Source organism: Streptomyces sp. S07_1.15 (assembly GCF_020739505.1).
GTDB classification, from domain to species: Bacteria; Actinomycetota; Actinomycetes; order Streptomycetales; family Streptomycetaceae; genus Streptomyces; species Streptomyces xinghaiensis.
Genome location: NZ_JAJBZK010000001.1, coordinates 2,841,138 through 2,867,116 on the forward strand (window position 1 = coordinate 2,841,138; position 25,979 = coordinate 2,867,116).

Annotated in this window: 24 protein-coding genes; 9 read left to right on the top strand and 15 right to left on the bottom strand. The window is 73.2% G+C overall.

All coding sequences use genetic code 11. The features are described from left to right. Positions 1–111: 111 nt before the first annotated feature. Both LIX60_RS12050 and LIX60_RS12055 read right to left on the bottom strand, forming a co-directional pair. Positions 112–1,410, bottom strand: coding sequence for an MFS transporter (locus LIX60_RS12050; RefSeq protein ID WP_227958427.1), 1,299 nt, complete (start codon positions 1,408–1,410; stop codon positions 112–114). Continuing rightward, entirely contained in the window at positions 1,407–1,634 is a 228-nt protein-coding gene (locus LIX60_RS12055; RefSeq protein WP_227958429.1) for a hypothetical protein, read from the bottom strand. Before LIX60_RS12055 ends, LIX60_RS12050 begins: the two co-directional genes overlap by 4 nt. A 25-nt stretch (positions 1,635–1,659) precedes the next feature. On the opposite strand from LIX60_RS12055, the gene LIX60_RS12060 reads away from it, so the two are divergent. From LIX60_RS12060 to LIX60_RS12075, 4 genes are all read left to right on the top strand, one after another. Continuing rightward, positions 1,660–2,337 (top strand): metalloregulator ArsR/SmtB family transcription factor, encoded by a 678-nt coding sequence (locus LIX60_RS12060; protein ID WP_227958431.1) that lies wholly within the window; start codon positions 1,660–1,662, stop codon positions 2,335–2,337. Beyond that, the gene (locus tag LIX60_RS12065) at positions 2,334–2,687 is read left to right on the top strand and encodes a sulfurtransferase TusA family protein (RefSeq protein ID WP_227958434.1); all 354 of its coding nucleotides are present in this window, start codon (positions 2,334–2,336) and stop codon (positions 2,685–2,687) included. The genes LIX60_RS12060 and LIX60_RS12065 overlap by 4 nt, the downstream gene beginning before the upstream one ends. Next, a complete protein-coding gene (locus LIX60_RS12070) occupies positions 2,684–3,838 on the top strand; it encodes a cysteine desulfurase family protein (protein WP_227958435.1) in 1,155 nt (384 codons plus the stop codon). Before LIX60_RS12065 ends, LIX60_RS12070 begins: the two co-directional genes overlap by 4 nt. A gap of 83 nt (positions 3,839–3,921) precedes the next feature. After that, on the top strand, positions 3,922–4,278 hold the full coding sequence (locus LIX60_RS12075) for a DsrE/DsrF/TusD sulfur relay family protein (protein WP_227958436.1): 357 nt from the start codon (positions 3,922–3,924) through the stop codon (positions 4,276–4,278). Between the two features lie 88 nt (positions 4,279–4,366). Here the strand turns inward: LIX60_RS12075 and LIX60_RS12080 are convergent, their stop codons facing one another. Further along, positions 4,367–4,720, bottom strand: a complete 354-nt coding sequence (locus LIX60_RS12080) for a hypothetical protein (RefSeq protein WP_227958437.1) — start codon at positions 4,718–4,720, stop codon at positions 4,367–4,369. A gap of 431 nt (positions 4,721–5,151) precedes the next feature. Here LIX60_RS12080 and LIX60_RS12085 point away from each other — a divergent pair, with 431 nt between their 5' ends. Next, positions 5,152–5,622: a tetratricopeptide repeat protein gene (locus LIX60_RS12085; protein WP_374117844.1), complete on the top strand. Its 471-nt coding sequence runs from the start codon at positions 5,152–5,154 to the stop codon at positions 5,620–5,622. A gap of 102 nt (positions 5,623–5,724) precedes the next feature. Here the strand turns inward: LIX60_RS12085 and LIX60_RS12090 are convergent, their stop codons facing one another. The 4 genes from LIX60_RS12090 to LIX60_RS12105 all read right to left on the bottom strand — a co-directional run bounded on the left by LIX60_RS12090 (position 5,725) and on the right by LIX60_RS12105 (position 10,172). After that, a complete protein-coding gene (locus tag LIX60_RS12090) occupies positions 5,725–6,447 on the bottom strand; it encodes an RloB family protein (RefSeq protein WP_227958440.1) in 723 nt (240 codons plus the stop codon). Further along, positions 6,447–7,703 (bottom strand): ATP/GTP-binding protein, encoded by a 1,257-nt coding sequence (locus LIX60_RS12095; RefSeq protein ID WP_227958442.1) that lies wholly within the window; start codon positions 7,701–7,703, stop codon positions 6,447–6,449. The genes LIX60_RS12090 and LIX60_RS12095 overlap by 1 nt, the downstream gene beginning before the upstream one ends. Before the next feature lie 113 nt (positions 7,704–7,816). After that, positions 7,817–8,608, bottom strand: coding sequence for a response regulator transcription factor (locus LIX60_RS12100; RefSeq protein WP_227958445.1), 792 nt, complete (start codon positions 8,606–8,608; stop codon positions 7,817–7,819). Between the two features lie 184 nt (positions 8,609–8,792). Further along, the gene (locus tag LIX60_RS12105; protein WP_095756974.1) at positions 8,793–10,172 is read right to left on the bottom strand and encodes an ATP-binding protein; all 1,380 of its coding nucleotides are present in this window, start codon (positions 10,170–10,172) and stop codon (positions 8,793–8,795) included. A 177-nt stretch (positions 10,173–10,349) separates the two neighbouring features. Here LIX60_RS12105 and LIX60_RS12110 point away from each other — a divergent pair, with 177 nt between their 5' ends. Further along, positions 10,350–11,753, top strand: coding sequence for a PspC domain-containing protein (locus LIX60_RS12110; RefSeq protein WP_227958447.1), 1,404 nt, complete (start codon positions 10,350–10,352; stop codon positions 11,751–11,753). After that, positions 11,740–12,021, top strand: coding sequence for a hypothetical protein (locus tag LIX60_RS12115; protein ID WP_227958449.1), 282 nt, complete (start codon positions 11,740–11,742; stop codon positions 12,019–12,021). Before LIX60_RS12110 ends, LIX60_RS12115 begins: the two co-directional genes overlap by 14 nt. Before the next feature lie 39 nt (positions 12,022–12,060). Here the strand turns inward: LIX60_RS12115 and LIX60_RS12120 are convergent, their stop codons facing one another. From LIX60_RS12120 to guaA, 3 genes are all read right to left on the bottom strand, one after another. Next, a complete protein-coding gene (locus tag LIX60_RS12120) occupies positions 12,061–12,582 on the bottom strand; it encodes a DoxX family protein (protein WP_227958450.1) in 522 nt (173 codons plus the stop codon). A gap of 150 nt (positions 12,583–12,732) precedes the next feature. Further along, positions 12,733–13,332 (bottom strand): Uma2 family endonuclease, encoded by a 600-nt coding sequence (locus tag LIX60_RS12125; RefSeq protein WP_227958452.1) that lies wholly within the window; start codon positions 13,330–13,332, stop codon positions 12,733–12,735. 126 nt (positions 13,333–13,458) lie between these two features. Further along, positions 13,459–15,063 (bottom strand): glutamine-hydrolyzing GMP synthase, encoded by a 1,605-nt coding sequence (gene guaA, locus LIX60_RS12130; protein WP_227958454.1) that lies wholly within the window; start codon positions 15,061–15,063, stop codon positions 13,459–13,461. A gap of 316 nt (positions 15,064–15,379) precedes the next feature. Here guaA and LIX60_RS12135 point away from each other — a divergent pair, with 316 nt between their 5' ends. Then, positions 15,380–15,772 carry a chorismate mutase gene (locus tag LIX60_RS12135; RefSeq protein ID WP_374117845.1) on the top strand — a complete coding sequence of 131 codons (393 nt, stop codon included), beginning with the start codon at positions 15,380–15,382 and terminating at the stop codon, positions 15,770–15,772. A gap of 76 nt (positions 15,773–15,848) precedes the next feature. Here LIX60_RS12135 and LIX60_RS12140 read toward each other — a convergent pair whose 3' ends face one another. Both LIX60_RS12140 and LIX60_RS12145 read right to left on the bottom strand, forming a co-directional pair. Further along, complete coding sequence (locus LIX60_RS12140) at positions 15,849–16,712, bottom strand: ABC transporter permease (protein ID WP_227958456.1); 864 nt, start codon at positions 16,710–16,712, stop codon at positions 15,849–15,851. Beyond that, positions 16,709–17,812 (bottom strand): ATP-binding cassette domain-containing protein, encoded by a 1,104-nt coding sequence (locus tag LIX60_RS12145; protein WP_227958457.1) that lies wholly within the window; start codon positions 17,810–17,812, stop codon positions 16,709–16,711. The genes LIX60_RS12140 and LIX60_RS12145 overlap by 4 nt, the downstream gene beginning before the upstream one ends. Positions 17,813–18,709: 897 nt before the next feature. Here LIX60_RS12145 and LIX60_RS12150 point away from each other — a divergent pair. Continuing rightward, positions 18,710–19,843, top strand: coding sequence for an LAETG motif-containing sortase-dependent surface protein (locus LIX60_RS12150; protein WP_227958459.1), 1,134 nt, complete (start codon positions 18,710–18,712; stop codon positions 19,841–19,843). A 110-nt stretch (positions 19,844–19,953) separates the two neighbouring features. Here the strand turns inward: LIX60_RS12150 and LIX60_RS12155 are convergent, their stop codons facing one another. The 3 genes from LIX60_RS12155 to LIX60_RS12165 form a co-directional block, all read right to left on the bottom strand. Beyond that, positions 19,954–21,918 carry a GMC oxidoreductase gene (locus LIX60_RS12155; RefSeq protein ID WP_227958461.1) on the bottom strand — a complete coding sequence of 655 codons (1,965 nt, stop codon included), beginning with the start codon at positions 21,916–21,918 and terminating at the stop codon, positions 19,954–19,956. Positions 21,919–22,109: 191 nt separating this feature from the next. Further along, positions 22,110–23,846: a succinic semialdehyde dehydrogenase gene (locus LIX60_RS12160; RefSeq protein WP_227958462.1), complete on the bottom strand. Its 1,737-nt coding sequence runs from the start codon at positions 23,844–23,846 to the stop codon at positions 22,110–22,112. Positions 23,847–24,056: 210 nt separating this feature from the next. Next, positions 24,057–25,838 carry a serine/threonine-protein kinase gene (locus LIX60_RS12165; RefSeq protein ID WP_227958463.1) on the bottom strand — a complete coding sequence of 594 codons (1,782 nt, stop codon included), beginning with the start codon at positions 25,836–25,838 and terminating at the stop codon, positions 24,057–24,059. Positions 25,839–25,979: the final 141 nt, after the last annotated feature.

A 25,979-nucleotide genomic window follows, 5' to 3' on the forward strand; every position in this document is an offset into this window, starting at 1 on the left:
CGGAACACGGCACGACGGGCGGTACCCGGCCTCGGGGGGAGGCCGGGCACCGCCCGTCGCCGCGTTCGGGGCTGCGGGGCCGGTCCCCGGAGGCCGCCCGGTGCTCCGCCGTCAGCCGTGGCCGGGCTCTCCCGCGGGGACGGCGCGAGGGGGCCGGGTCTCGTACATCCGTACCGCGACCACCAGCCCGGAGGCGGCGGTCAGGGCGGCGATGACCCAGAGGGCGGTGGTGAGGCCGTAGAGGTCGGCGAGGACGCCGGCGAGCAGCGCGCCGACCGCGAACCCGCCGTCGCGCCACAGCCGGTAGACGCCCACGGCGCGGGCGCGCCAGGCGGGGTGGGCGACGTCGCCGATGACGGCGAGGAGCGTCGGGTAGACCAGGGCGGTGCCGACACCGAGCAGGATCTGGGCGGCGGCCCAGACGCCGAAGGTGGAGCCGAGGGCGACGAGGCCGATGGCGGCGGCCTGGAGCAGCATCCCCGCGGTGATGAGGTTCTTGCGGCCGATGTGGTCGGACCACCAGCCGGTGAGCATCTGGCCCGCACCCCAGATGGCCGGGTAGAGGGCGGCGAGGACGCCGATCTGCGCGATGGACAGGCCCTGGGCGGCGAAGATCAGCGGGAAGATCCCCCAGGCGAGGGCGTCGTTGAGGTTGTTGACCATGCCGGCCTGGCTGGCGGCGGACAGGGCCCTGTCACTCAGGCTGGTGAGGCGCGCCACCTGCCCGGTGGTCAGCTCCGCGTGGTGCTCGCTGCCCGCCGGGGTGGTGTGGCGGGCGGCTTCGAAGCGGGCGTGTCCGCGGGTCTCGCGGACCGCGAGGGTGGACAGGCCCAGCGCCAGGACGACGTAGGCGGCACCGAGCAGGAACGGCTCGGGCCGCAGCCCCGCGCGGTCGGCGATGGCGCCGGTGGCCATGGCGGTGACGGCGACGGCGACATAGCCGGCGGCCTCGTTGAAGCCCATGGCCAGGCCACGGCGTCCGGGGCCGACCAGGTCGATCTTCATGATGACCGTGGTGGACCAGGTCAGACCCTGGTTGATGCCGAGGAGCACATTGGCCGCGATGATCCAGCCCCAGCTGGGACCCCAGGCGAGCATCGCCGGTACGGGCAGGGCGATCAGCCATCCCGCGATCAGGACCGGCTTGCGGCCGAAGCGGTCGGACCAGGTGCCGGCGAAGAAGTTGGTGACGGCCTTGGTCGCGCCGAAGGCGAGGATGTAGGTGAGGGCGGAGGTGTACGCGGAGAGGTGGAAGACGTCCTCCGCGAGCAGCGGCAGGACGGTGCGTTCCTGCCCCAGCATGCCGCCGACCAGCGCGTTGACGAGGACGAGCAGGCTGAACTGGGCGAGGTTGGCGCGCAGCCCGAGCCGTATGCCGTCGTGCTCCGAGGTGGTGCGGGGGGTGGTCACGCGTTCTCCTTGAGGGGGCGTCCGGTGGCTTCGGCCCAGTCGGCGGGTCCGCCGTCGAGCACGGCGAGGCCGCGGTGGCCGTCGCGGCCCGGGTGGTCGTCACGGCCGCAGTGGTCGTCGGCGAAGCCCATCGGATCCTCCAGGTGCTGCGGGTACCGGATGCGGGGGTTGCCGGATACGGGAAGGTGCCGGCTGCCCGGGCACCGGGTCGCTTCAGCCCGCACACAAGCTACAATATTCCATGGATGTATGGAGGATGCCATGGGAGACGCCGCGCGCAAGAGTGCGCTGTACGACGCCTTCGCCCGCACCGGCAAGGCCCTGAGCAGCGGAAAGCGCCTTGAGCTGCTGGACCTGCTGGCCCAGGGCGAACGCCCCGTCGAGGCCCTGGCCAGAGCGGCCGGGCTGAACCTCACCACCGCCTCGGCCCATCTGCAGACCCTCAAGCAGGCCGGACTGGTCACCACCCGCCGCGAGGGGGTCCGCGTCCACTACCGGCTGGCGGGAGAGGACGTCGCCGCCCTGTACGCGCAGCTGCGCCGGGTCGCCCGGGCCCACCAGCCCGCCGTCGAGCCGGCCCGGGCCGCCTACCTGGGCGCGGACACGGGGGAAGGGGTCGGCCGGGAGGAGCTGCTCGCCCGCGCGGAGGCCGGCGAGGTCGTCGTCCTCGATGTGCGTCCGGCCGAGGAGTACGCCGCCGGGCACATCCCCGGAGCCGTGTCCATCCCGGTCGGGGAACTCGCCGAGCGGATAGCCGAGTTGCCGCCGGACACCGACGTGGTGGCGTACTGCCGCGGCACCTACTGCGTCCTCGCCCACGACGCCGTGCGCCTGCTGCGCGAACGGGGCCGCACGGCCGCCCGGCTCACCGACGGGATGCTGGAGTGGCGGCTGGACGGGCTGCCCGTCGAAACGGCCGCGGCGTGACGGCGGCGGGCCCGGCCTCCCCCGCCCCGCTGGTCATCGACGGCGGCGACCGGCTGTGCGCCGAGCTGATCCTCGAACTGAGCCGCCGGGTCGGCCGGACCGAACCCGGCACGGTCGTCCACCTGATCGCCACCGATCCGGCCGCCCCGCTGGATCTCCCGGCCTGGTGCCACCTCACCGGCCACACCTACCTCGGCCCCGTCCCCGGTACGCCCCGGCCGGCCTACGCCCTGCGGGTGAGCCCCGGCGCCCGCCGCACCCGGGGTGACGCCCCCTGGCACCCACTGGACCCGCCACCGCAGCACGCCGAGGACGATCCCCGCCCTCCGAACGCCGGAGATCCCGCATGAACGACCGGCCGGTCTACCTCGACCACCAGGCCACCACCCCCGTCGACCCGCGCGTGGTGGAGGCGATGCTGCCGTACCTGACCAGCGAGTTCGGCAACCCCTCCAGCTCCCACGCCTACGGCCGCGCCGCGGCGGCGGCGGTCGCGGCGGCCCGCACCCGGGTGGCCGCGCTGATCGGCGCCGCCGGTCCCGACGAGATCGTCTTCACCTCCTCCGGTACCGAGAGCAACCACCTCGCGCTCACCGGAGCCGCCCACGCGTTGCGCGCCGCCGGCCGCGGAAACCACATCGTCACCACCGCCGTCGAGCACCCCGCGACCCAGGCCACCTGCGACCGGCTCGCCGGCGAGGGCTTCCGCGTCACCCGCCTGCCGGTCGGCACCGACGGACGCCTCGACCCCGCCGACCTCGTCCACGCCGTCGGGCCGGACACCGTCCTGGTGTCGGTGATGCACGCCAACAACGAGATCGGCACGCTCCAGCCGCTCCCCGAACTCGCCGCCGTCACCCGTGAGCGCGGCATCCTGCTGCACACCGACGCGGCCCAGACCCCGGCCACCGTCGCGGTCGACGTCGACGCCCTCGGTGTGGACCTGCTGACTCTCGTCGGACACAAGATGTACGCCCCCAAGGGCGTCGGCGCGCTCTACATCCGCCGCGGAACGCCCGCCCTCCGGCCCCAGCTCGTGGGCGGCGGCCAGGAGCACGGCCTGCGGGCCGCCACCGAGAACGTGCCCGGCATCGTCGCCCTCGGCGCCGCCGCGGAGATCGCCCGGGCCGAGCACGGCACCGACGCCGCACGCATCGGGGCCCACCGCGACCGGCTGCTCGGCGCGCTCACCACGGCCGTGCCCGGCCTGCGGCTCAACGGCTCCTCCCGCCACAGGCTGCCCGGCAATCTCAGCCTCACCTTCCCCGGCCACACCGCCGACCGGATCATGACCGCCACGCCCGGACTGGCGTTCTCGGCCGGCAGCGCCTGCCACAGCGGCGCCGCCACACCCTCCCCGGTGCTGACCGCCATCGGCCTCACCCCGGACGAGGCGGCCCGCACCGTCCGCCTCGGCATCGGCCGCCACACGACCAGCGCCGACATCACCACCGCCGCGGAGCTGCTCGTCTCCGCCGCCACCGCACCCGTCCGGCCCTGAGGAAGCACGGGCACGCCCCGCCGCCCGCTCCGGACCCGGAGCGTCCCGACAGCCGGTCACCTCTCCCACCACCGGAGGCCACCATGAGCCGCAAGATCCTCTTCATCCTCAACGACCCGCCCTACGGCACCGAGCGCTCCTACAACGGCCTGCGCCTGGCCGGAGCCCTCGCCAGGCGACCCGAAACCGAGATCCGGGTCTTCCTCATGGGCGACGCGGTCGGCTGCGCGATCGCCGGCCAGCGAGTCCCCAACGGCTACTACCACCTGGACCGGATGGTCGAGTCCTGCCTCCGCCACGGCGCCGAAGTGGGCTGCTGCGGGACGTGCATGGACGCCCGCGGCCTCGGCGAGGACCTCCTCACGGGTGAGGCCCACCGCTCCACCCTCGAGGAACTGGCCGACTGGACCCTCTGGGCGGACCAGGTCGTCACCTTCTGACAGACCCTCCGGCTTCCGGAGACAGCGGGCCCGCCCCGAGCACGTGCCCCGGGACGGGCCCCGCCGCAGTCATCAGGTCATCGGGTCGTCAGTGCCAGAGGACGGCGATGAAGATGTTGAGGACGGTCAGCAGGCCGACGGCGCCGAAGACGCCCTTCGACACCCGCTCATCGTCCCGCTTGACGTAGACGAGCCCGAGGATGGCGACCAGCACGACCAGCTTCACGCCGACCTTGACGTTGTTGACCATCGCGTCGTTCATCTCGTTGAACCCGACCAGCAGCACGCCGGTGACGAGCATGGTCAGCGCCCCGTGCAGCATGGCGGGCACCATGCGCGCGGTGCCGGCGCCCATCGCCTTCATCTGGACGAGGAAGCCGCCCAGCAGCGAGGCGATACCGATGATGTGCAGGCCGACGAAGACATCGATGAGTACGTCCATGCCCGCGAGCCTATGCGGGCCCCCGACCGGCCCGGCACCCAGGTGTCCCCATGGTTTCCGGAGCGTGACCGGGCCGTGCCCGGCCCCGGTTGCCCCGCCTCCCGGACCCCCGGCTCGGGGACGCAACCGGCCCCGGAGTGCGGCGGTTCGGCAGGGCACCCCGCTCCGGGCGGCCGGAGGTGGGCGGGAGCGACGCACCGCCCGGAACGGGGCTCCGCGAGCGGCTACGACAGGGGGCGCCGGACCGCTCACGGCCCCGCCATCATGGCCCGCCCCGCACCTCCGTGACAGCCCGTGGGCTCGTACAGACGCTCCGCGTACGAGCCGAGGGTGACGCCGGCGCTCCGCTTATCGGCCACAAACAGCCCGGGAGGCCGCCTCCGGACCCGTTCCTTCGCTTCCGGCCCTTGCGGTATGCCCGCACTGCCACGATGGGCCGCATGAACGCACCGGAGGACGACCGTCCCGACGAGAGCAGGGAGCAACTGCTGGACCTGGCCGCACGGTTCCCGGACGATGCCGGCGTGGCGTACCGCGCGGCCTGCGTCCACGACCGCCTGGGCCTGGAGGCCGAGGCGGTGCCGTTCTACGAACGCTGCCTGGCCGGGACGGGCCTCCCGGACGAGGACCGCCGCGGGGCCTTCCTCGGGCTGGGCAGTACCTACCGGGTGCTCGGCCAGTACGCGCGTGCCGTGGAAACACTGCGCCGGGGCGTCGCGGAGTACCCGGACGACGGCGGTCTCCGGACGTTCCTCGCCATGGCCCTGTACAACACGGGCGAACACCACGAGGCCATGAGCCTCCTGCTGGACCTGCTGGCCACGACGAGCCAGGACCCCTCCGTGCGGGAGTACCGCCGCGCCATCGCCCTCTATGCCGAGGATCTCGACAGCGCGGACTGACCCCGGTGCCCGCCGACGGCCCGCGCTGTGTGGAATCCGCGACCCGAACCGGCGAGTTCGAGCACTGACGCACGTACTCTCGGCACCCGGCCGGTGTCAGCTTCAGTAGCCGGCGATACCGACGGCTTCCTCGACAAAACGCCATACGTCGGTGTACGGATCCCAGGCGGTCTGATCGGGCCCGTGGTGCTCCGCGTTGAGCTGCTGGGCGTATCCCCTGGCCTTCTCGTACCGTTCGACGAGCTGTCCGGGCATCACGTGCTTCGCCTGCTCCTCGGACACACTCCGGACGCTGCGGCTGTAGGTCTGCGCGAAGCCGGGGCGCTGCCGCAGCTTGGCCGCCGCACTGCCGCAGACGCCACTGAAGGTGCTCGTGTAGTTCTGGTAGTGGAGCAGCCGCCACAGCTCGAAGCACGGGTGGGAGTAGCCGATGCGCACCCCGGCCTGCCGCGCTCTGGCGAAGGCGGTGGGGATCTGGTCGTGCTCGTCGCGGTCGAACAGGCACCAGACCTGCGGCCAGTTCCAGTCGTCCTTCTTGAGTCCGGCCTTCTTGGCGTCGCGTTCCACCTCGCGGAGGACGGGGATCGCCGCCTCGACCAGGGGCAGCGGCTTGCGGCGCTTGGAGGGGGCGTGCTCGTCCGGGTAGTGGATCTCCACCGGCCGGTCCGGGAAGGCCGGGACGCCGTGCTGCAGGACGAGGTCGATGTACATCGGCTCGGTGACCTCGCCCTCGGTGAAGACGTACACGCCGCGCGGCCGTAACCGCGTCCGGCCGTGGTCCCTTCGCCGCCGGGCCGTGTCGTCCCGCCCCCTGGACCTCGTCATCAGGACCCCTCCGCCTCCGTTCCCGTCTCCCGCGTCATCAGCAGCCTGCGGCCGATCTGGCCTTCGGACACCCGTGGCACGGCTCCGAAGGCTCCCGCCAGATACGACTTCGTCAGGTCCTCTTCGTCGGTCGGCTCCGCGTCGGTGAGCGGATAGACCTCGGTGCCGCCCCGCTCGTCCTTCTCCGTCAGCCAGACCTGGCCCGGGTCGAGCAGCCGGCCACCGCCCGGTGCGCGCAGCAACGAGGGGTCGTGCGAGGTGAAGACCAGTTGCGCTCCCCGCGGGTTCACCCAGGGGGCCTGGAAGAGGCGGACCACTTCGGCGGCCATGCGCGGATGGAGGCTGGCGTCCAGTTCGTCGATGAGGAGGACGGCGCCCTCGTCCAGAGCCAGCAGCAGCGGGCCGAGCAGAGCGAACCAGGACCGGGTGCCGAAGGACTCCCGGCTCCAGTCCAGGGGCACGGGCTGTTCGCCGCCGCCGGTGTGGCGCAGCCGCACGGCCGGGGGCTCCCCCGGTTTCTGCTCCACGTCGAGGCCGCTGATGCCCAGGTCGGCCACGCGCAGCAGCTCTTCGGCCCGTTTCCGGAAGGCGTCGTCGAGGAGACGCTCGGCGGTGTAGGTCTCCCGCTGGGAGCGTTCGGCTTCCGGGTCGATGTCCCAGAGGTTTCCCTCGAACCACCGGTAGATGGGCGTGAGTTGCGGGTGGTTGTCCGTGGCCGCGCGGGAGAGGAGGAGCGCGTTGGGTCGTGTGGTGCGGGCCAGCCGGGCGCGGTCGTGGATGCGGTCGCCGGGAAAATCGAAGGGGTTCGTGCGCGTCGCGTCGCGGTCGAGCCAGACCTGGCGCCGGCCCTTGGGGTAGGAGTGCAGCCATTCGGACTCGACGCGAAGGTCCCCCAGCTCGAAGCCGTAGGTCCAGCGGACGCCGTCCTCCAGGACGAAGTCGGCTTCGTAGAAGGTGCTCTCCGCGGCCGTCTTGGGATCAAGGGCGAAGGGTTCCCGGGGGATTCCGCGGTAGGAGGTCCACTGCGCGTAGGAGTTGAGAACGGCCTCGCGCATCTTCTTCATGGCCGTGATCACATTGGACTTGCCGGACGCGTTGGCCCCGAAGACGCCGAGCACCGGGTAGGTCCGGAGGCTCTTCCCGTCGGAGAGCGGCAGCGTGCGGGCGGCGTCCTCCTCGTCCGCGGGCGCGACGAACGACAGCTCCTGCTCGTCGCGCAGGGAGCGGAAGTTCGCCACGCGGAATCTCAGCAGCACGCCACCCTCCTCACCGCGCACAGAGTAGCGGGGTGATCACATGTACGCCTCTCCAGCGGCAGTGGCAGGGCCCGGCCGGTCCGGTGTGAGCCCGGTGCGTCACACCCCGAGCGTCACACCAGCCGGCGGGCCGTGGCCCAGCGGGTGAGTTCGTGGCGGTTGCTGAGCTGGAGTTTGCGGAGGACCGCCGAGACGTGGGACTCGACCGTCTTGACGGAGATGAAGAGCTGCTTCGCGATCTCCTTGTAGGCGTAGCCGCGCGCGATCAGGCGCAGCACCTCGCGCTCGCGCTGGGTGAGGCGGTCCAGGTCCTCGTCCACCGGCGGGGCGTCCGTGGAGGCGAAGGCGTCCAGGACGAAGCCCGCGAGGCGCGGGGAGAAGACGGCGTCGCCCTCCTTGACCCGGAAGACCGCGTTGATCAGGTCGGTGCCGGTGATGGTCTTGGTGACGTAGCCGCGGGCGCCGCCGCGGATCACGCCGATGACGTCCTCGGCCGCGTCGGAGACCGAGAGGGCGAGGAACCGCACCGGCTGCTCCTGGTCGGCCATCAGGGGCGCGCACCGGCGCAGCACCTCCACGCCGCCGCCGCCCGGGAGGTGGACGTCCAGCAGGACGACCTCGGGCCGGGTCGCGGTGATCACCGTGACCGCCTGGTCGACGTCCGCGGCCTCGCCGACGACCTCCACCCCGGTGGTCTCCGTCTGCCCGATCTCGGCCTGGACGCCGGTGCGGAACATCCGGTGGTCGTCGACGAGGACGACCCGTGCGTGGCGGCCGGCGCTCTCCGGGCCGTTGGTGCCGCTGTCCGTGGGGCCGTTGAAGGCCCCGGCGGCGCCGGTGCCCTCTGCTCCCGGGCCTCCTCCCGCGCCGCTGGTGCCGCCCGCGTTCTGCGTTCCGTCGTTCATCGCCCGTCCGTCCCTCTTCCGTACCGCGCGGCCGCGCGTGCGGTCGTGTCGTCGTCGCCCCGGCCCTTGTGCACCAGCGTAGGTGCGTGCGCGCGTACGCGGCTGGGGGCGGTCGGGCCCTGTCCTGGCCCGGTCCGGCCGGTGTGGCGCCCGGCGGCCGCGCGGGTCGTGCCGCCCCCGCCTGTCATGCCGCGCGTTCCATCTCGAGTTCCACCTCGGTGCCTCCGTCCGGTGCCGAACGGAGCCTCGCCGTACCGCCGTTGCGCTGCATCCGGCCGATGATCGACTCCCGGACGCCCATCCGGTCCGCCGGCACCGCGTCCAGGTCGAAGCCCGGGCCCCGGTCCCGTACGGAGATGAACACCGTCGTCCCCTCGACCTCCGCGTAGACCTGCACCGCCCCGCCCTCGCCACCGTACTTGGCCGCGTTGACCATCGCCTCCCGTGCGGCCTGGAGCTGGGCGCCCAGCCCTTCGTCCAGCGGGCAGTCGCCGACGCAGACGACCTCGACCGGCACCCCGTGGTCGTCCTCCACCTCCGCCGCCGTCGCCTTCACCGCCTCGGCCAGGGTGTCCGGTTCCTCCTCCTCGTCCTTTCCGCGGCCCTCCGGCTTGTAGAGCCAGGCCCGCAACTCCCGCTCCTGGGCGCGCGCGAGACGGGCGACCTCACGGGCGTTCTCCGCGTTGCGCTGGATCAGCGTCAGGGTGTGCAGCACCGAGTCGTGGACGTGGGCCGCGACCTCGGCGCGCTCCTGCGCGCGGATGCGCATCAGCCGCTCCTCCGACAGATCCTGCGCCATCCGGATGAGATACGGGCCCGCGAGCAGGGCGATGCCGACCAGCACCGCGAGGGACGCCTGCAGCACCGTGCCCAGGTGCCGCGCCGAGCCCTGCATCACGACGATGGCGCTCACGCCCACACCCACGAGCAGCACCCCGGCCGCGCCGCGCACCAGCGGCAGCACCCGCTTGCGCCGGGTGACGGCGGCCCAGTGGGCGCGGCGGGCGTTGTCGGCCTGCCGCCAGACCAGGACGACGCCCGCGCCGATCAGCAGGGCCGGCCAGAGGTAGGCGTTGGCGCGGCGGCCGAGCTGGAGGTTGTCCACGAACACGGCCACGCCGACGACCATGGCGAGGAGCGCGATGATCTGTCCCCGGTCGGGTTTCCGGACGAGGAGCCGGCGCCGGCCGTCCGGCCCGGCGGCGGCCTCCGCTCCCGCCTCCGTCGCCGCGCCGGCTCCGCCCCTGGCCGCCGCCGGGCCGCCGCCCGCGCCGCGCGGTGCCTCCACGCCGCCGACGCCAAGCGGCACCACGAACCAGAAAGCCGCGTACAGCAGCGCGCCGAGCCCTTCCACCATGAAGAGCGCCACGAAGAAGATCCGCACCCAGGACACCGGCAGCCCGAGATGGCCGGCGAGGCCGCGGGCCACCCCGCCGAGCATGCGGCCCTCGGCGCTCCGGTAGAGCTTGCGAACCGGTGGCTCGTCGGGGACGTCGGGCCCGGGGGCGGGGGCGGGGTAACTGCCCGCGCCGGGGGTCCCGGCGCGGGGCGCGGCGGCGGTCATGACCCGATGGTCACACGGGACGGTGCGGCTGGGCATCAGGGTCGGACCCTGAACGGCCCCGGGGGTCCCGGCGGGGTCGCTCCCGGGCCTGGTGGCGGCCCGTCTCGGGGAAAGGTCAGGGTTCCGCCAGGGTCGTCACGGGTGGGTCCGGGGCCGCCGGGCCGTCACCATGGACGCATGAGCGATCAGCAGCCCGCCCCGGGCCCGGCGGCGGACGCGCCGGGAGGCGCCCCGGCGGCCCCCGGCGGTTCCGCGCGTCCGGGTCCGGCGGTCCCGGGAGGGTCCTCGGGTTCCACCACCGGCAGCACTGCCGATCCCGCCTCCGGTGTCCCCCCGGTGCTGCCCCGGCTGCGGCGCAGCCGCCGTACGAAGACGATCGCCGGGGTCTGCGGCGGTCTCGGCCGGCAGTTCGACCTGGACCCGGTGATCTTCCGGGTCGTCCTCACCGTGCTCGCCATGTCCGGTGGCGTCGGCCTCATCGCCTACGGCTTCGCCTGGCTACTGATTCCGCTCGACGGCGAGGACGAGAACGAGCTGCGGCGGCTGCTCTCCGGCCGCGTCGAGGGCCCGGCGCTGACCGCTGTGCTCTTCGCGCTGGTCGGTTCCGGTCTGCTGCTGTCGATGCTCAACAACGGGTCGGTGTTCTTCTTCGCCGTGCTGCTGTCGTCCGCGCTGGCCGGCGTCTGCTCGTGGTCGCTGCGGAAACGGCGCGTGGAGCAGGCGGGCGCCGCGGTGGACGCGGCGGCGGCGCAGGCCGTGGCGGACGCGCCCCCCGAGACGACGGCCCCGCCGTCCCCCGGCGGGCCGTCCTGGTGGCGCGACCCGATCGTCAAGGACGGCACCACGGGCCCGCCGGGTACCGGCTACCTCTGGGGTCCGGACGACGGGCGGGACGCCGGCCCGTACGCCCCGCGGGCGGGTGCCGCCGCGCGTGGTGGCCGGCGCGGTCCGTCGGGCCCCTGGACCGGCGGCTGGACGTTCCTGGCGGCGGTCGCCGCCGCCGTCACCGGCACCCTCGTGACCTGGGAGCAGGGGCCGCTGACCACCAGTCTGCAGACCGGACTCGCCGCCGCCCTGGCGGTGTTCGGACTCGGGCTGGCGGTGGCCGCCTGGTACGGCCGGGCGGGCGGTGGCACGGTCGTCGCGGCGGTGCTGACCTGCGGGCTCCTGGTGGGCGCGGGCGCGGTCCCGGACAACGTCACCACGCACTGGCAGCAGAGCACCTGGCGCCCGGGCTCGGCGGCCGAGGTCCGGCCGGTGTACGGCATCGGCACGGGACGGGGCGTACTCGACCTCACCGCGCTCGACCTGGAGCGGGGCGAGACGGTCAGCACCCGCGCGAGCGTCGGCGCCGGGGAGCTCCGCGTCCTCGTCCCGCCGGACGCCGTCCTCGAACTCGGCCTGGAGATCGGCCTCGGCGACAGCCGGCTGCCCGGCGACCCGCAGAACGACATCGACATCGAGCCGGGCGCCCGGCGGACCGTCACCCTGCGGCCGGAGGGCCTCACCCCGGCCGGCACCCTCGTCCTCGAACTGGAAGCCGGCATGGGCCGGGTGGAGGTGGAACGTGCCGCCCCGTGAGCACGGCGGCCGCGGCCGTCACGCGTTCGAACCGGCGAAGCTGGTCGCCGGACTGGTGCTGCTCGCCGCGGGTGTCGTGGCCCTGCTGTCCTCGGCCGGCACCGTGGACCCCGGGCCTGGCCCGCGGCTGCTGCCCGCCGTCCTGCTCGGCCTGTGCGCCGCGGGGGTCGTGGGGGCGGTCTCCCACGGCGTACGCCGACGGCGCGCGAGGCGCCGGGCACTCCGAGGTCTCCCGGGCGACGGGCCGCCGCCGGACGCCCCGGGGTGACGCCCGGCGCCGGACGCGCGAGGGGGCCGTGCGCGCGGCTCAGCCGTAGAGCTGCTGTCCGTGGCGGGCGCGGCGGTTGGCGATGGCCGAGTCCAGTGACAGATACGGGGCGCCCGCCAGCACCAGCGGCAGCCAGGCCATCAGATAGGCCAGGTCGTTGCCGTAGTAGTAGGGGTCGCTCTGCCAGCTGACGGTCAGCCAGAGGCTCAGGGAGATCAGCGCGCCGCCGAACGCCGCGAGCCGGGCGAGGAGTCCGAACAGCGTGCCGAGACCGACGGCGATCTCCCCGCCGGCGATGGCGTAGCCGAAGAGCGTGGGGTCGCGGAGAGCGAGATCCACCAGCGCCGGGACGGCGGAGGCGTCCCGCACGGAGTTCATGAGCTGGCCGATCGATCCGGCTCCGGAGTCGGCGATGAAGGCCGGATCGGTGAGCTTGTCGATGCCCGCGTAGACGAAGGTGACGCCGAGGAAGATGCGGAGCGGGAGCAGGGCGTAGCGGGCCGCGGTGGCCCGTGCTCCCGCCGGCTCCGGCGTATGTGCCCGGTGGAGCCCGTGCGCCATGAGGTCCGCCTCTCGATCGCTTCCGGAGGAGGATTCTCCACGATCCGGCCCGATTACGGGAGACGAAGTACATCAACAATCAAATAAATGGAGCAGATCCGATCACCTTCGAGCAGGTGCCCCTCGGGTGCGGGCCCGGCCCCCGGCCGCTCAGGGGCGGGCGGTCCCGGTCAGGTCGATGTCGATGGTGAACGGAACGGACAGCTTCAGCCGGTTGTGGTGCATGCCGGTCGCCACATAGGCGCCGGTGGCCGGGTCGCGCTCGTAGACGTGGACCACGGGCCGCCCGTTGTCGCTCTCCACCCGCCAGAAGTGCGGGATGCCCGCCTTGGCGTACTTCAGCGGCTTGGTCTCCCGGTCCCGCGCCCTGGAGTCGTCGGAGACGACCTCGACGGCGAGGAGTACGTCCTGCGGACGGTAAGCCGTCTGGTCCAGCCCCGTGCCGGCGTCGGCGCGGGCGACCATCACGTCGGGCTCGGGCCGTTGCCGGTCGTCCAGGACGATGGTCATCTCCCTGAGGACCTCCATGTCCTCGGGCGCGGTGCGCAGCAGGCTGTGCTCCAGCAGGCGCAGAGTCCGCGTGTGGAAAACCGTCTGCGGGCTCCGGAAGACAAGGCTTCCGTCGATCAACTCCGTGTGCGGAGGCAGGCCGGGGAGCCGGTCCAGATCGTCGGCGGTGTAGCCACCCGGCGGCGGCTTCGGCCAGGTGTGCCGCCGCGGTGGTTCGGCGCCGGGCCGTGACGCTTCCATGGGACGCATCGTTGCCGACCTGATCGGCGTACCCGGGACAAACCCCGGCGCCACCACTCATCCGTGTGAGCAGCGGCGCCGGGGTTGACGTGCGGAGGGGTCAGGAGCGGGGACCCGGAGGAGTCGTCACTCCCACTCGATGGTGCCCGGGGGCTTGCTGGTCACGTCGAGGACGACCCGGTTCACCTCGTCCACCTCGTTGGTGATCCGGGTGGAGATCCGCGCCAGGACCTCGTACGGCAGGCGCGTCCAGTCCGCCGTCATGGCGTCCTCGGAGGAGACCGGGCGGAGGACGACCGGGTGGCCGTACGTCCGGCCGTCGCCCTGGACGCCGACCGAGCGGACGTCCGCCAGCAGCACGACCGGGCACTGCCAGATCTCGCGGTCCAGGCCGGCGGCGGTCAGCTCCTGGCGGGCGATGGCGTCGGCCTCGCGGAGCAGGTCCAGCCGCTCCTTGGTGATGTCGCCGACGATGCGGATGGCCAGGCCCGGACCCGGGAAGGGCTGGCGCTGGACGATCTCCTCGGGGAGGCCCAGCTCCTGGCCGACCATCCGGACCTCGTCCTTGAAGAGCCGGCGCAGCGGCTCCACCAGCTGGAACTGGAGGTCCTCGGGGAGACCGCCCACGTTGTGGTGGGACTTGATGTTGGCGGTGCCGGTGCCGCCGCCGGACTCGACGACGTCCGGGTAGAGGGTGCCCTGCACCAGGAACTCCACGGACTCGCCGTGCTCGCCCGCCTCGGCGACGATCTCCGACGCGGCCTGCTCGAAGACCCGGATGAACTCCCGGCCGATGATCTTCCGCTTCTGTTCGGGGTCGGAGACCCCGGCCAGCGCCGTGAGGAAGCGCTCCTCGGCGTCCACAACCTTGAGCTTGACGCCGGTCGCCGCCACGAAGTCCTTCTCGACCTGCTCCGACTCGCCCTTGCGCATCAGGCCGTGGTCGACGTAGACGCAGGTGAGCCGGTCACCGATGGCCTTCTGCACGAGGGCCGCGGCGACCGCGGAGTCGACGCCGCCGGAGAGCCCGCAGATGGCGCGCTTGTCGCCGATGCGCTCGCGGATGGCGGCCACGGACTCGTCGACGACGTTCGCCATCGTCCAGTCCGGGCTGAGGCCGGCGCCGCGGTAGAGGAAGTGCTCCAGGACGAGCTGGCCGTGGGTGGAGTGCATCACCTCGGGGTGGTGCTGCACGCCGTAGAGCTTCTTGTCGTCGCTCTCGAACGCGGCGACGGGGGTGCCGGGGGTGGAGGCGGTGACGGTGAAGCCCTCGGGGGCCTCCGCGACCGAGTCGCCGTGCGACATCCACACCGACTGCTCGGCGGGGGTGCCCTCGAAGAGGGTCGAGCCGGGGCGGGCGACGGTGAGGTCCGTGCCGCCGTACTCCCGGGTGCCGGTGCGGGCCACCGTGCCGCCGAGCGCCTTGGCCATGGCCTGGAAGCCGTAGCAAATGCCGAAGACGGGGACGCCGGCCTCGAACAGCTCGGGGCCGACGTGCGGGGCGTCCTCGGCGTAGACCGAGGAGGGGCCGCCGGAGAGGATGATCGCCTTGGGGTTGCGGGCGAGGATCTCGGCCACCGGCGTGGTGTGCGGGACGATCTCGCTGTAGACCCGGGCCTCGCGGACGCGACGGGCGATGAGCTGGGCGTACTGCGCACCGAAATCGACGACGAGGACCGTGTCCGGGGAGTGGTCGGCGTCGGGAGCGGAAGCGGGGGTCGCTGAGGGCACTGCGGCGGCCTTCCGGCGTGGACGGTGGAGCTGGCTGGATCCCGATTCTAACGGCGCGGGGCGGCGCCCCCGTCCGTCTCAGCATCCGGCCCGCCCTGGCACCGTCCGCCCCGGGCGGGCCATACTGTCGGCATGTTCTCGCAGCTCACCTTCCGCTTTACCTATGGCACCGGCCCGTCCGGCTGCCAAGGTCGCGCTGCGTGAGCCACTGACACGCGACTTTCCAGGCGCCCCGGGCCGGTCAAGGCCCGGGGCGCTCTGCGTTCGGTCCGGGCCGCGGCGGTACCGGGGCCCACGGCTCCGAGGAGACACGGACATGAACACGGACCTGAACACGGACCTGAACACCGACCTGAGCAGGAACAGCGGCACGGACAGCACCACGGACACGGCCACCGGCCCCGCGGCGGACGCCCGGGTGCCCGCGCAGGCCGCCGCCCCCGACACGGGAGCCCGCACCGACGAGGCCGCGGCCCTCATCGCCGGGGCCCGCGAGCGGATCGACGATCTGGACGCCCGGATCATCGGCCTGGTGCGGGAGCGGATGGCCGTCTCGGCCGCCATCCAGGAGGCCAGGATCACCTCCGGCGGGCGCCGGGTGAACCTCTCCCGCGAGATGGAGGTGCTCCACCACTACCGCGAGCAGCTCGGCAAGCCGGGCACCGCGCTGGCGATGACCCTCCTGGATCTCTGCCGCGGGCGGGTCTGAGCCGCACACCCGTGTCCGCGCCGCGCCCCGGCGTCGCCCGCCGTCCCCGGGGCGCGGCACACCGTCCCGCCGGGCGTCACTTGCGGTTGTACAGCCGCATCGTGACCGTCCCGAAAACCAGGACGAACACCCCGGCCCAGCCCAGGGTCCAGGCGATCTCGTCCGCGGGCCACTCCCCCGCCATCAGCTCCCGCACGCCGGAGGACAGATGGGTGATCGGGCTGTTGTTCACGAAGACCTGCAGCCAGCCCGGCATGGTCCGCGGGTCGACGAAGATGTTGCTGAGGAAGGTCAGCGGGAAGATCACCATCATGCTGACGCCCATCACCGACTTCTCGCTGCGCAGCAGCAGGCCGAACATCGTCCACGTCCACGAGAAGGCGAACGAGAAGACCACCAGCAGCGCCACCCCGGCGAGCACACCGGCCACGCCGCCGTCCGGCCGGAAGCCCATGATCAGGCCGAGGGTCAGCATCACCACCGAGGCGATGGCGTAGCGCAGCATGTCGCCGAGGAGATAGCCGACCATCGCCGAGGGGCGCCAGATCGGCAGGGTGCGGAACCGGTCGAAGACGCCCTTCTGGATGTCGGTGTTGACCGACACCCCGGTGTACATCGTGATCATCACGACGTTCATCACCAGGATGCCCGGCAGCAGGAACTGCAGGTAGCGGCTGGTCGAGCCGGCGAGCGCGCCTCCGAAGAGGTACGTGTACATCAGCACCATCATCACGGGGAACGCCGTGACGTCGAAGAGCTGCTCCGGCACGTGCTTGATCTTCAGTACGGCGCGCCATCCGAAGGTGACCGACGCGGACCACGCGCTGGGCCGCGGCGGCCGCCGCCCGGCGACGAGCAGTTCGGCCAGGCTCTCGGTGGCGACGGGGGCCGGTTCCCCGGTCCGCGCGTCGGTGCTCGCGGTGCTCGTCGCGGTGCTCATGCCGGGACCTCTTCCTTGCTGTCCTTGCCCGTGGCGGACGCCGTACCGGTGGCGGCGTGTTCGGCGTGTTCGGTGTGTTCGGTGTGTTCGGTGTGTTCGGTGTCTTCGGTGTGTTCGGTGTCTTCGGTGTCTTCGGTGCGGTCGGTGAGGGCGAGGAAGACCTCGTCCAGACTGGGCTGGCCCAGCGAGAAGTTGTCGACGACGATGCCGGCGCGGCCGAGCTCCGCGAGGGCGTGGGCGGCCTGCTCCGCCGCGCCCCTGCCGTCGCCGCCGGTACCGACGCGGGCGGTCAGGGCCACCGGGTCGTGGTCGAGCTGGATGTGCGCGGCCATCGCCTCGGTGAGCAGCCGTTCGGCCTCGGGCCGCTGGGCCGCGTCCCGCAGCCGTACGTGCACCGTGCCGGCGCCCACCGACGCCTTCAGCTCGCCCTTGGTGCCCTCCGCGATGACCTTGCCGTGGTCGATGACGGCGATACGGGAGGCCAGTTGGTCGGCCTCGTCGAGGTACTGGGTGGTCAGCAGCACCGTGGTGCCCTGGGCCACGACGGCCCGCACGATGTCCCAGACCTGGTTCCGGCTGCGCGGGTCCAGGCCGGTCGTCGGCTCGTCGAGGAAGAGCAGGTCGGGGGTGTTGAGGATGCTCGCCGCGATGTCGATGCGGCGCCGCATACCGCCCGAATAGTTCTTGACCTGCCTGCCGGCCGCCTCCGCCAGCCCGAACGCCTCCAGGAGCTGCCCGGCCCGCTCCCGGGCCGGGCGTTTGCCGTGGCCGAGCAGCCTGCCCAGCAGGATCAGGTTCTCCATGCCGGTGAGGTCCTCGTCCACCGAGGCGTACTGCCCGGTCAGGCTCACCCGGCCGCGGACGGCGTCCGCCTCGCGCAGCACGTCGTGGCCAAATACGCGGGCCTCGCCGCCGTCGGGGCGCAGCAGCGTGGCGAGCACCTTGACCGTGGTGGTCTTCCCGGCGCCGTTGGGGCCGAGGACCCCGTAGACCGTGCCCGTGGGGACGGTGAGGTCCACACCGTCCACGGCGCGGGTCTCCCCGAATACCTTCACCAGCCCCGACGTCTCGATCGCCGGGCCGGAACCGCTGTTACTCATGATCGGTCGTCCCCATCTCGTCTTCCGTGTTCCGTCTTCCGCCGTGCCTCGTGTGTCGTGCGTCGTGCACGTCGCGTCCGGTGTGGCCGCCGGCCGGGGGCCCGTGGTGTCCGTCGCCGGGCCCTGCCCCGGCAGCCGCTCCGTCCTATGGGACTCCTCCGGCGGGCGAAACTCATCGGCTTTTCCACGGAACGGGCATGGCTCCGCCCGGACGGTCGGCACCGCGCGACCGCGGAAGAGGTTCCCGGTCCGCGTTTCCCGGTGCCGGGGAGGCCGTGACCGTTCCCCGCGCCCCTCGTTGAGCCGGTTGTCCGTGCCGGCCGGGCGCGGGTCGATCGCGATGACGCGTGGCTTCCGCCCAGCTCCTCCGGGCGCCCGGTGCGGCAGGGGCGGATCTCACTGAAGCGTGTGGCGTGCCGAGTGGCTTGGGGACAAGCGGTGCACGTCGTGGGACCGCGCTTCAGTGTGTGACCGGACAGCAGGGGACAGCAGCCCGGTCACTGCCGAAGCGGCCGGTTCCGGGGACGCCCGGAACCGGCCGTCTCCGGTCACCGGCCCCAGCCCCGGCCCCGTCCCCCTCTCTCCGTCCCTCCTCCGGCGGGCGTTCCCCCGGCGCCCGCCCTCCCCCGGTCCGGCCCTTCTGGCGCCGGGCCGGCCGTCGAAGGGCCTCACGCCCGCCCCACCCCCCGGCCCCGTGAGGCCCTTCGGCATATGCCTGTGATGGGCATCACCCGGGCGCCTGTGTCCTGGGCATACAACCATTGCCGATCTTTACCGGTCACTTATGGCGATCGCTCCGCCATAACGCGTCCCCCCACCGCGACGGCAGGGCGCCACCCTTTCTTTTTTCTTTCCGGTGCCGCAAATACCACGGCACCGCTGACCGAAGAGGTCTGCATGAGAATTCGCCGCGTTCTGGCGACCGCCGCCGCGACGGCTGTCATAGCCCCGGCAGCGCTGATGGCGGCCCCGGCCGCGTACGCGAACGAGAACGACACCGCGGTGACCGCCGCGGAGAGCCCGTCCCCCGAGGACTCCGGGACGAGCGAGTCCGCGCCCGGTGACGAGCAGGGGGACGCCGCGCCCGAGTCCGGGGACGAGCAGCCCTCCGCCGAGGAGCAGAAGCCGGCCGAGGAGGACGCCGAGGGGACGCCCGAGAAGGACGGCGAGGCCGGGGACGACACCGAGGGTGAGACGTCCGAGAAGGACGCCGGGGCCGAGACCGGGGACGAGGACGAGGACAAGCCCGCCGAGCCGGGCGAGCCCTCCGCCGCCGAGCCTGGTGAGGGCGAGGAGGACTTCGAGTTCCCGCTCTTCTGCGAAGAGGTCGACGAGAACTACACCCAGGCGGTCACGGCCGAGCTGAGCGGGCTGCCGGGCAAGATCGAGGCCGGCAGCGGCTGGCACGGCTTCGAGCTGACCGTCACCAACACCTCGGAGAAGGAGCTCAAGGAGGTCGCCTTCTACGCCGAGGTGGAGAACTACGAACTGGACGAGGACAAGTTCCTCAGCCGCTTCGTCCAGCTCCAGTTCAAGGTGCCGGGCACCGACCAGTGGGTGGCCATCGGTGACAAGGAGTGGGCCGGTGCCTACTTCTGGGGCGTCGACGCCATGAAGGCGAAGGACTACGTCGCCATCGACCTCCGCGTCAACATCAACAAGAACGCTCCGGCCGGTGACGGCTACACCTTCGGCTCCGGCGCCTTCCTCGACAACGTCGAGGGCCAGGAGTGCATCGCCGAGGGCTGGGACGACTACGAGTTCACGGTCGTCAGGCCGGGCACGAACGTCCCGGACCCGGGTGAGGCCGAGCCGAAGCCCGGCAACGAGGCCAAGCCGGGTACCGGCACCGGCCCGAAGCCGCAGGGCGGTGTGGAGAAGCAGCCGGTGACCGGCAATCTCGCCGAGACCGGTTCCTCCTCCATGCTGCCGACCATCGCCATGATCGGTGGCGTCGCCATGGTGGCCGGCGCGGGTGCGGTCTTCGTCGTCCGCCGCCGCCGGACCGGTGACATGGGCGCCGCCGCGTAAGGCGTCGCGCTCACGGCAGGAAGACGCCGGGAAGGGGCCGCACCCTGGAGTGCGGCCCCTTCCCGTTTCCGCGGGGGGACGTCAGCCGCGGGGCCGTCCGCCCGGAGCGGTCATGCCCCGGCGGGGCGGCCGTTCGGTGACGGCTCCGTCGCCGCCGCGGCCCCGTCGGCCGCCGCCGGTGCCACCGGAGCGGCGGACCCGGCGGACCCGGCCGGCTCCACGGGCCCGGCCGGCTCCACGGCCCCGGCGGGCTCGGCCGGTACCGTCTCCTCCGTCCTGGGCTCCGGCACCTTCGCCTTCGGCGGCACGGCCGGCACCGGGAGCATCACCGGGAGCCGCAGTTCCGCGAAGGCCCCCTCCGGGACGGCGGGGGAGCGCGGCTCCACCGCGGGCAGCCGTACGTACTCCTCGCCCTGGGCCGGGCGGGGGTCCGCGTCCCCCTTGTTCGGCCAGAGGGAGATGGCGCGTTCGGCCTGCGCCGTGATCGTCAGCGACGGGTTGACGCCCAGGTTGGCGGAGACCGCGGAGCCGTCCACGACGTGGATGCCGGGGTGGCCGTAGAGCCGGTGGTACGGGTCGATGACGCCGTGGTCCGCGTCCTCGCCGATCGGGCAGCCGCCGAGGAAGTGGGCGGTGAGGGGGGTGCCCATCACTTCGCCGATGTTGGTCCCGGGGAAGCCGTTGATGTCCTCGGCGATGTGCCGGGCGGCCTCGGCGCCCTCCGGCAGGAAGACCGGGTTGGGCGCGCCGTGGCCCTGGCGGGCGGTGAGCAGTCCCTTGCCCGGGCCCTTGGTCTTGCGGTACGTGGTCAGGGAGTTGTCCAGGGACTGCATGACGAGGCCGATGATGGTCCGCTCCGACCAGCGGCGGTTGGACAGCGAGCGGAGCAGCAGCACGGGGTGGCGCAGGCAGTGCAGGGCGTGGGCGAGGGCGGTCGGCAGCCGGGTGCCGTGCGGCACCTGGAGGGTGGTCATCAGGCCCATCGCGTTGGAGCCCTTGCCGTAGCGGACCGGCTCGATGTGGGTGTTCTCGTCCGGGTGGATCGAGGAGGTGATGGCGACGCCCCTGGTGAAGTCCGGCTCCTTGCCGTACTTCTTGCGGTAGCGGGCCGGTGAGGTCATGGAGCCCACCAGGGCCTCGGAGTTGGTGCGGGTGAGTTCGCCGAGCCGGCCCGAGACGCGCGGCAGCAGGCCCTGGTCGCGCATGGTGTGCAGCAGTGTCTGGGTGCCGTAGGTGCCGGCGGCGATGACGACCTGCCGGGCGTGGAGCACCTTCGGCTTCTTCCGGAACTTGCGGCGCTTGTCCGTCGGGACGGTGGAGACCGCGTAGCCGCCGTCCCCGTCCTCGGTGACGGCGGTGACCGAGGTCATCGGGTGGACGACGGCACCGGCCTTCTCGGCGAGGTGGAGGTAGTTCTCGTTGAGGGTGTTCTTGGCGCCGTGGCGGCAGCCCGTCATGCACTCGCCGCACTCGGTGCACGCCTTGCGGTCGGGTCCGGCGCCGCCGAAGTACGGGTCGGGGACCTCGGCGCCCGGCTCGGCCAGGGTCCGGCCGTCCGCGTCCTTGCCGTCGCCGAAGAAGACGCCGACGGGCGCGTGGTGGAAGGTGTCGCCGACGCCCATCTTCTCGGCGGCGGCCTTCAGGTGGACGTCCGAGGGGGTGGTGGTCGGGTTGAGCCGGACCCCGAGCATGCGCTGGGCCTGCTCGTAGTAGGGCTTCAGCTCCTCCTGCCAGTCGGTGATGTGGCCCCACTGGCGGTCCTCGAAGAACGGGCGCGGCGGTACGTAGAGGGTGTTGGCGTAGTTGAGCGAGCCGCCGCCGACCCCGGCGCCTGCCAGGATCATGACATTGTCGAGAAGGTGGATGCGCTGGAGGCCGTAGAGGCCGAGCGCGGGCGCCCACAGGAAGTTCTTGAGGTCCCAGGAGGTCTTGGGAAGGCTGTCCCGGGTGAAGCGGCGGCCGGCTTCGAGGACGCCGACGCGGTAGCCCTTCTCGGTCAGCCGCAGGGCGGATACGGATCCGCCGAAGCCGGAGCCCACGACGATCACGTCGTAGTCGTACTTGCCTTCGGCCACGGTGTCGGCCCTCCCATGCTGTGTGGTTCTGTTCCGGCCGCGCCCGTGGTGCCGTCGCGGACGGGAGCGGTGTGGGGTCGTGCGGCCGGCGGCGCCGGTCCGCGGACGGACGCGGGCCGGCGGCGCCGGGTCGGGGGTCGGGATCGGGGGCCGAGCGGGGGGGTGGCGGTCGCGGTCCGGCCCGGGGGCGCTCAGCGGAAGCGGAGCGCCTTCATGGCGCGCAGGCTCACCGACATCAGCGCCGCGTACTTCTCGTCCGTCAGCCCGAAGGACGGGGCGAGCGGCATCAGCCGCTGGTGGGCGACGGTCTGCGCCTCGGTGTACTTGAGGATGCCCTCGGAGCCGTGCCGGCGGCCGAGCCCGGAGTCGCCCATGCCGCCCATCGGCGACTGGACGCTGCCGTAGCCGGCGGCGTAGCCCTCGTTGACGTTGACGGTGCCGGTGCGCAGCCGGGCGGCGACGGCGCGGCCGCGGCGGCCGTCCTTGGTCCAGACGCTGGAGTTGAGCCCGTAGGTGGTGGCGTTGGCGCGTTCGATCGCGTCGTCCTCGTCGGCGAAGCGGTAGACGGAGACGACCGGGCCGAAGGTCTCCTCGGAGCAGACGGTCATCGGGTCCGCGACGCCGTCGAGGATGGTCGGCTCGTAGAAGAGCGGGCCGACGTCGGGGCGGGCGCGGCCGCCGGCGACGACCTTGGCTCCGCGCGCCACGGCGTCGTCCACATGGCGGCCGACCGTCTCCAGCTGGCGTTCGGAGACGAGGGAGCCCATGTCGGCGCCGTAGGCGAGGGCGGTGCCGAGCTTCATGGCCTTGGTGCGGGCGGCGAAGCGCTCCAGGAAGTCGTCGGCGACCGACTCGTGGACGAAGAGGCGTTCGATGGAGATGCAGAGCTGGCCGCTGGAGGAGAAGCAGGCGCGGACGGCTCCTTCGGCGGCCTTGTCCAGGTCGGCGTCGCGGAGCACCAGCATGGCGTTCTTGCCGCCCAGTTCGAGCGAGCAGCCGACGAGCCGGAGGGCCGCGGTCTGCGCGACGGTGCGGCCGGTGCGGGTGGAGCCGGTGAAGGAGACGTAGTCGGCGTGCTGGACCACGGCCGGGCCGACCACGGGGCCGTCGCCGATGACCACCTGCCACACCTGTTCGGGCAGGCCGGCCTCGATGAGCAGCCGCCGGGCCCAGAGCGCGGTGAGCGCGGTCTCGGTGTCCGGCTTCATCACGACGGCGTTGCCCGCGGCGAGGGCGGGCAGCGCGTCGCCGGCGGACAGCTCCAGCGGGTAGTTCCAGGGGGCGATCTGGCCGACGACGCCGCGCGGCTGGCGCAGCTCTGTGACCTTGGTGAGGACGGGGACGGCGCCGGTGTGCCGCCTGGGGCGCAGATAGGCGGGGCCGCGGCGGCCGTAGTGGCGGGCGGCCATGGCCACGGCCTGCACTTCCTCGTGGGCGTGCATCCGGGTCTTGCCGGTCTCCAGCTGGATGAGGTCGAGGACCTCGTCCTGCCGTGCCAGCACCAGGTCGTGGAAGCGGAGCAGCACCGCGGCCCGCTTGCGTACGGGGACGGCGGCCCAGGCCCGCTGGGCCGCGCGGGCCCGTTCGAAGGCGGCGGCCACGTCCTCGGGGGTGGATTCGGGCAGCTCGGCCAGGCGTTCGCCGGTGAAGGGCGTGTGGTTGGCGGTGCTGCCGGTGCCGGTGAGGCCGGCGGTGAGCCGGGCGACGAGTTCGGGCGTCACCACGTCGGCGGCGGTGCGGGTGCCCGCCGGGGCGGTGAAGACCGGATTGCCACCGGTCACGTCCGCCGGGGTGGGCTGGGTCGCGTCCGCCGGGGCGGGCGGTGCCGGGGTGCCGCCGGTCGCGTCCGCCGGGGCGGGCTGGGCCGGGATGCCGCCGGCGGTGGCGGGTGCTGCGCTGTCCTGCGGGGTGGCCTGCGTCTCCGTCATGCGGGTGAGGGTATGCCGGGGCGCTCCGTTTGTGTACCCGGCAGTAACACCGATTTCACTACGGCGGAACGAAACGGTGTGATCGCGCCAGTGATTACTGGCAAAAGGGCGCTGGTCAGGGAGTTCTCATGGCCGACCGGTGAGGGAAATGTGCCCGGGAAGGATCATGGCGGTGGCCCGGCCTCCGCCGGGGACACCGGGCCGCCGCGCTCAGAGCTCCTGGATCCTCAGATGGCTCACGATCTCGTCGAACAGCTTCTCGCCCTCCGGGCGCGCGTGGCCCTCGGCGGGCATCCGCACCCGGAGCCGCCAGACGACCCGGTCCTCGTTGACGTAGACGTGCTCCCGGAAGTGCCGGGTGATGTCGTCCTCGTTCGCCCCGTAGTCCCGGTAGGTGGTGAGGACCTGGACCGCCTCCCGCTCCTGCTGGCGCGCCTTGCGCGTGGTGCTGCGGGCCTCCTTCACGGAGTTCTCGGCGCCGTTCCCGTAGTACGCGATCAGCTCCTCGGCCGCCTTCTCCGCCGAGTCCGGGTTCGGCGGGTCGTCCGGCTCCCCGGTGTCCTGGTCCCGCCAGAGCTCGACGGTGTAGACACCGCTGGGGTCGGCGAAGGTGACGTACCCCTCCTCCGAGTCGGTGCGCTCGTAGTCGGGCGGCAGGAACAGGGACGCCTTGACGATCTCGCCCTCCTCCCGGACCCGCCAGTCCTCCGGCGGCCCGTCGCCGCCGAACGGATTGGCGACGACCAGCACCAGGGCGAGCACCGCCGCCAGCAGCCCGCCGCCCAGCCCGAAGCGGCCCCTGGGGGTGCGGAGCAGGCCGCCCGGGCCGCCGCCCGCCATGGCGCGCGTCGGCAGCAGGGCGGGCTGGGGCTGCGGCGGGCGGGCGACGTTCTCCAGGGTCTGCCGGATCTCGGCCGGTGCGGGCCGCGCCGCCGGGTCCTTCCGCAGCAGCTGCATGACGAGATGGCCGAGCGCCCCCGCCCCGCGCGCCGGAGCGGGCGGTTCGGCGGAGAGCACGGCCTGCAGCGTCGCCGGGGTGTGGGAACGCCGGTACGGGGACATGCCCTCGACCGCGGCGTACAGCAGCACGCCCAGCGACCAGAGGTCGGACTCCGGCCCGGGGAGCTGGCCGAGCACCCGTTCGGGCGCGATGTACTCCGGGGAGCCGACGAACGCGCCGGTCTCCGTGAGCCGCTGCTCCCCCTCGACCTGCGCGATGCCGAAGTCCGTGAGCACCACCCGGTCGTGCCGGCCCAGCAGGACGTTGTCCGGCTTGACGTCCCGGTGCAGCACCCCCGCCTCGTGCGCGGCGGTCAGCGCGCCCAGCACGGACAGGCCGATACGGGCCGCCTCCCGCGGGTCGAGGGTGCCCTCGCCGAGCCGGTCGCCCAGCGACTGGCCGCGGACCAGCTCCATGACGATCCACGGGCGGCCGTCCTCCACCACCACGTCGTGCACGGTGACGACGGAGGGATGGTCGATGGCGGCGGCGGAGCGGGCCTCGCGCCGCATCCGCTGGTAGACGGTCTGCCGCTCCTGCTCGCTCAACTGGTCGGGTACCCGGGGCTCCTTGACGGCCACTTCGCGGTCGACGACCTCGTCCCGGGCCCGCCAGACGGTGCCCATGCCGCCGTGTCCGAGCCGGGACAGCAGGCGGTAACGGCCGCCGATGGTCCGGCCGGGCGCGGGGCAGGCGGCGCCCGGGGCGGCTCCGTGCGGAGGCCGGGGCGGCGGGGTGGCGACCACTTCGGTCGGCACCGGGGCCGGGGTTCCCGGCGCCGGATGGGACGCGGGCGGCCGGTGGGACTCCGGTGGATGCGCGGCTGCCCCGTGGGACGCGGCGCCGGGCGCCGGCGTCCCGGGAGCCCCGCCCGGCTGCCCGGGCGCGGGCGCCGCGGCGGGGCCGGCGGCCGGGGGCGGCGGCGCGGGCGCGCCCGGTGGCGGGATGAGATAGCTGGTGGGCTCGTCGGCCCGTCCCCCGTCGTTCTTCATGGCCCCATCATGGCCGTCCCCCGGCGCCCGGTTCCAGTCGGTCCCCCGCGACGGTGCAGCACCGTGACACAGCGCGCCACCGGGCGGGGCGCGCGGCACGGGCCCCGGGAAACGACCCCGCGGCCCCCGCGGCCCCGCACA

What these genes read in the sequence shown, in the direction of transcription:
- LIX60_RS12160 (WP_227958462.1), bottom strand. Translation starts at nt 23,846, where the DNA reads ATGACGGAGACGCAGGCCACCCCGCAGGACAGCGCAGCACCCGCCACC.
- LIX60_RS12140 (WP_227958456.1), bottom strand. Translation starts at nt 16,712, where the DNA reads ATGAGCACCGCGACGAGCACCGCGAGCACCGACGCGCGGACCGGGGAA.
- LIX60_RS12075 (WP_227958436.1), top strand. Translation starts at nt 3,922, where the DNA reads ATGAGCCGCAAGATCCTCTTCATCCTCAACGACCCGCCCTACGGCACC.
- LIX60_RS12145 (WP_227958457.1), bottom strand. Translation starts at nt 17,812, where the DNA reads ATGAGTAACAGCGGTTCCGGCCCGGCGATCGAGACGTCGGGGCTGGTG.
- LIX60_RS12120 (WP_227958450.1), bottom strand. Translation starts at nt 12,582, where the DNA reads ATGGCGCACGGGCTCCACCGGGCACATACGCCGGAGCCGGCGGGAGCA.
- LIX60_RS12070 (WP_227958435.1), top strand. Translation starts at nt 2,684, where the DNA reads ATGAACGACCGGCCGGTCTACCTCGACCACCAGGCCACCACCCCCGTC.
- LIX60_RS12125 (WP_227958452.1), bottom strand. Translation starts at nt 13,332, where the DNA reads ATGGAAGCGTCACGGCCCGGCGCCGAACCACCGCGGCGGCACACCTGG.
- LIX60_RS12085 (WP_374117844.1), top strand. Translation starts at nt 5,152, where the DNA reads ATGGGCCGCATGAACGCACCGGAGGACGACCGTCCCGACGAGAGCAGG.
- LIX60_RS12090 (WP_227958440.1), bottom strand. Translation starts at nt 6,447, where the DNA reads ATGACGAGGTCCAGGGGGCGGGACGACACGGCCCGGCGGCGAAGGGAC.
- LIX60_RS12105 (WP_095756974.1), bottom strand. Translation starts at nt 10,172, where the DNA reads ATGACCGCCGCCGCGCCCCGCGCCGGGACCCCCGGCGCGGGCAGTTAC.
- LIX60_RS12150 (WP_227958459.1), top strand. Translation starts at nt 18,710, where the DNA reads ATGAGAATTCGCCGCGTTCTGGCGACCGCCGCCGCGACGGCTGTCATA.
- LIX60_RS12100 (WP_227958445.1), bottom strand. Translation starts at nt 8,608, where the DNA reads ATGAACGACGGAACGCAGAACGCGGGCGGCACCAGCGGCGCGGGAGGA.
- LIX60_RS12110 (WP_227958447.1), top strand. Translation starts at nt 10,350, where the DNA reads ATGAGCGATCAGCAGCCCGCCCCGGGCCCGGCGGCGGACGCGCCGGGA.
- LIX60_RS12080 (WP_227958437.1), bottom strand. Translation starts at nt 4,720, where the DNA reads ATGGACGTACTCATCGATGTCTTCGTCGGCCTGCACATCATCGGTATC.
- LIX60_RS12165 (WP_227958463.1), bottom strand. Translation starts at nt 25,838, where the DNA reads ATGAAGAACGACGGGGGACGGGCCGACGAGCCCACCAGCTATCTCATC.
- LIX60_RS12060 (WP_227958431.1), top strand. Translation starts at nt 1,660, where the DNA reads ATGGAGGATGCCATGGGAGACGCCGCGCGCAAGAGTGCGCTGTACGAC.
- LIX60_RS12135 (WP_374117845.1), top strand. Translation starts at nt 15,380, where the DNA reads ATGAACACGGACCTGAACACGGACCTGAACACCGACCTGAGCAGGAAC.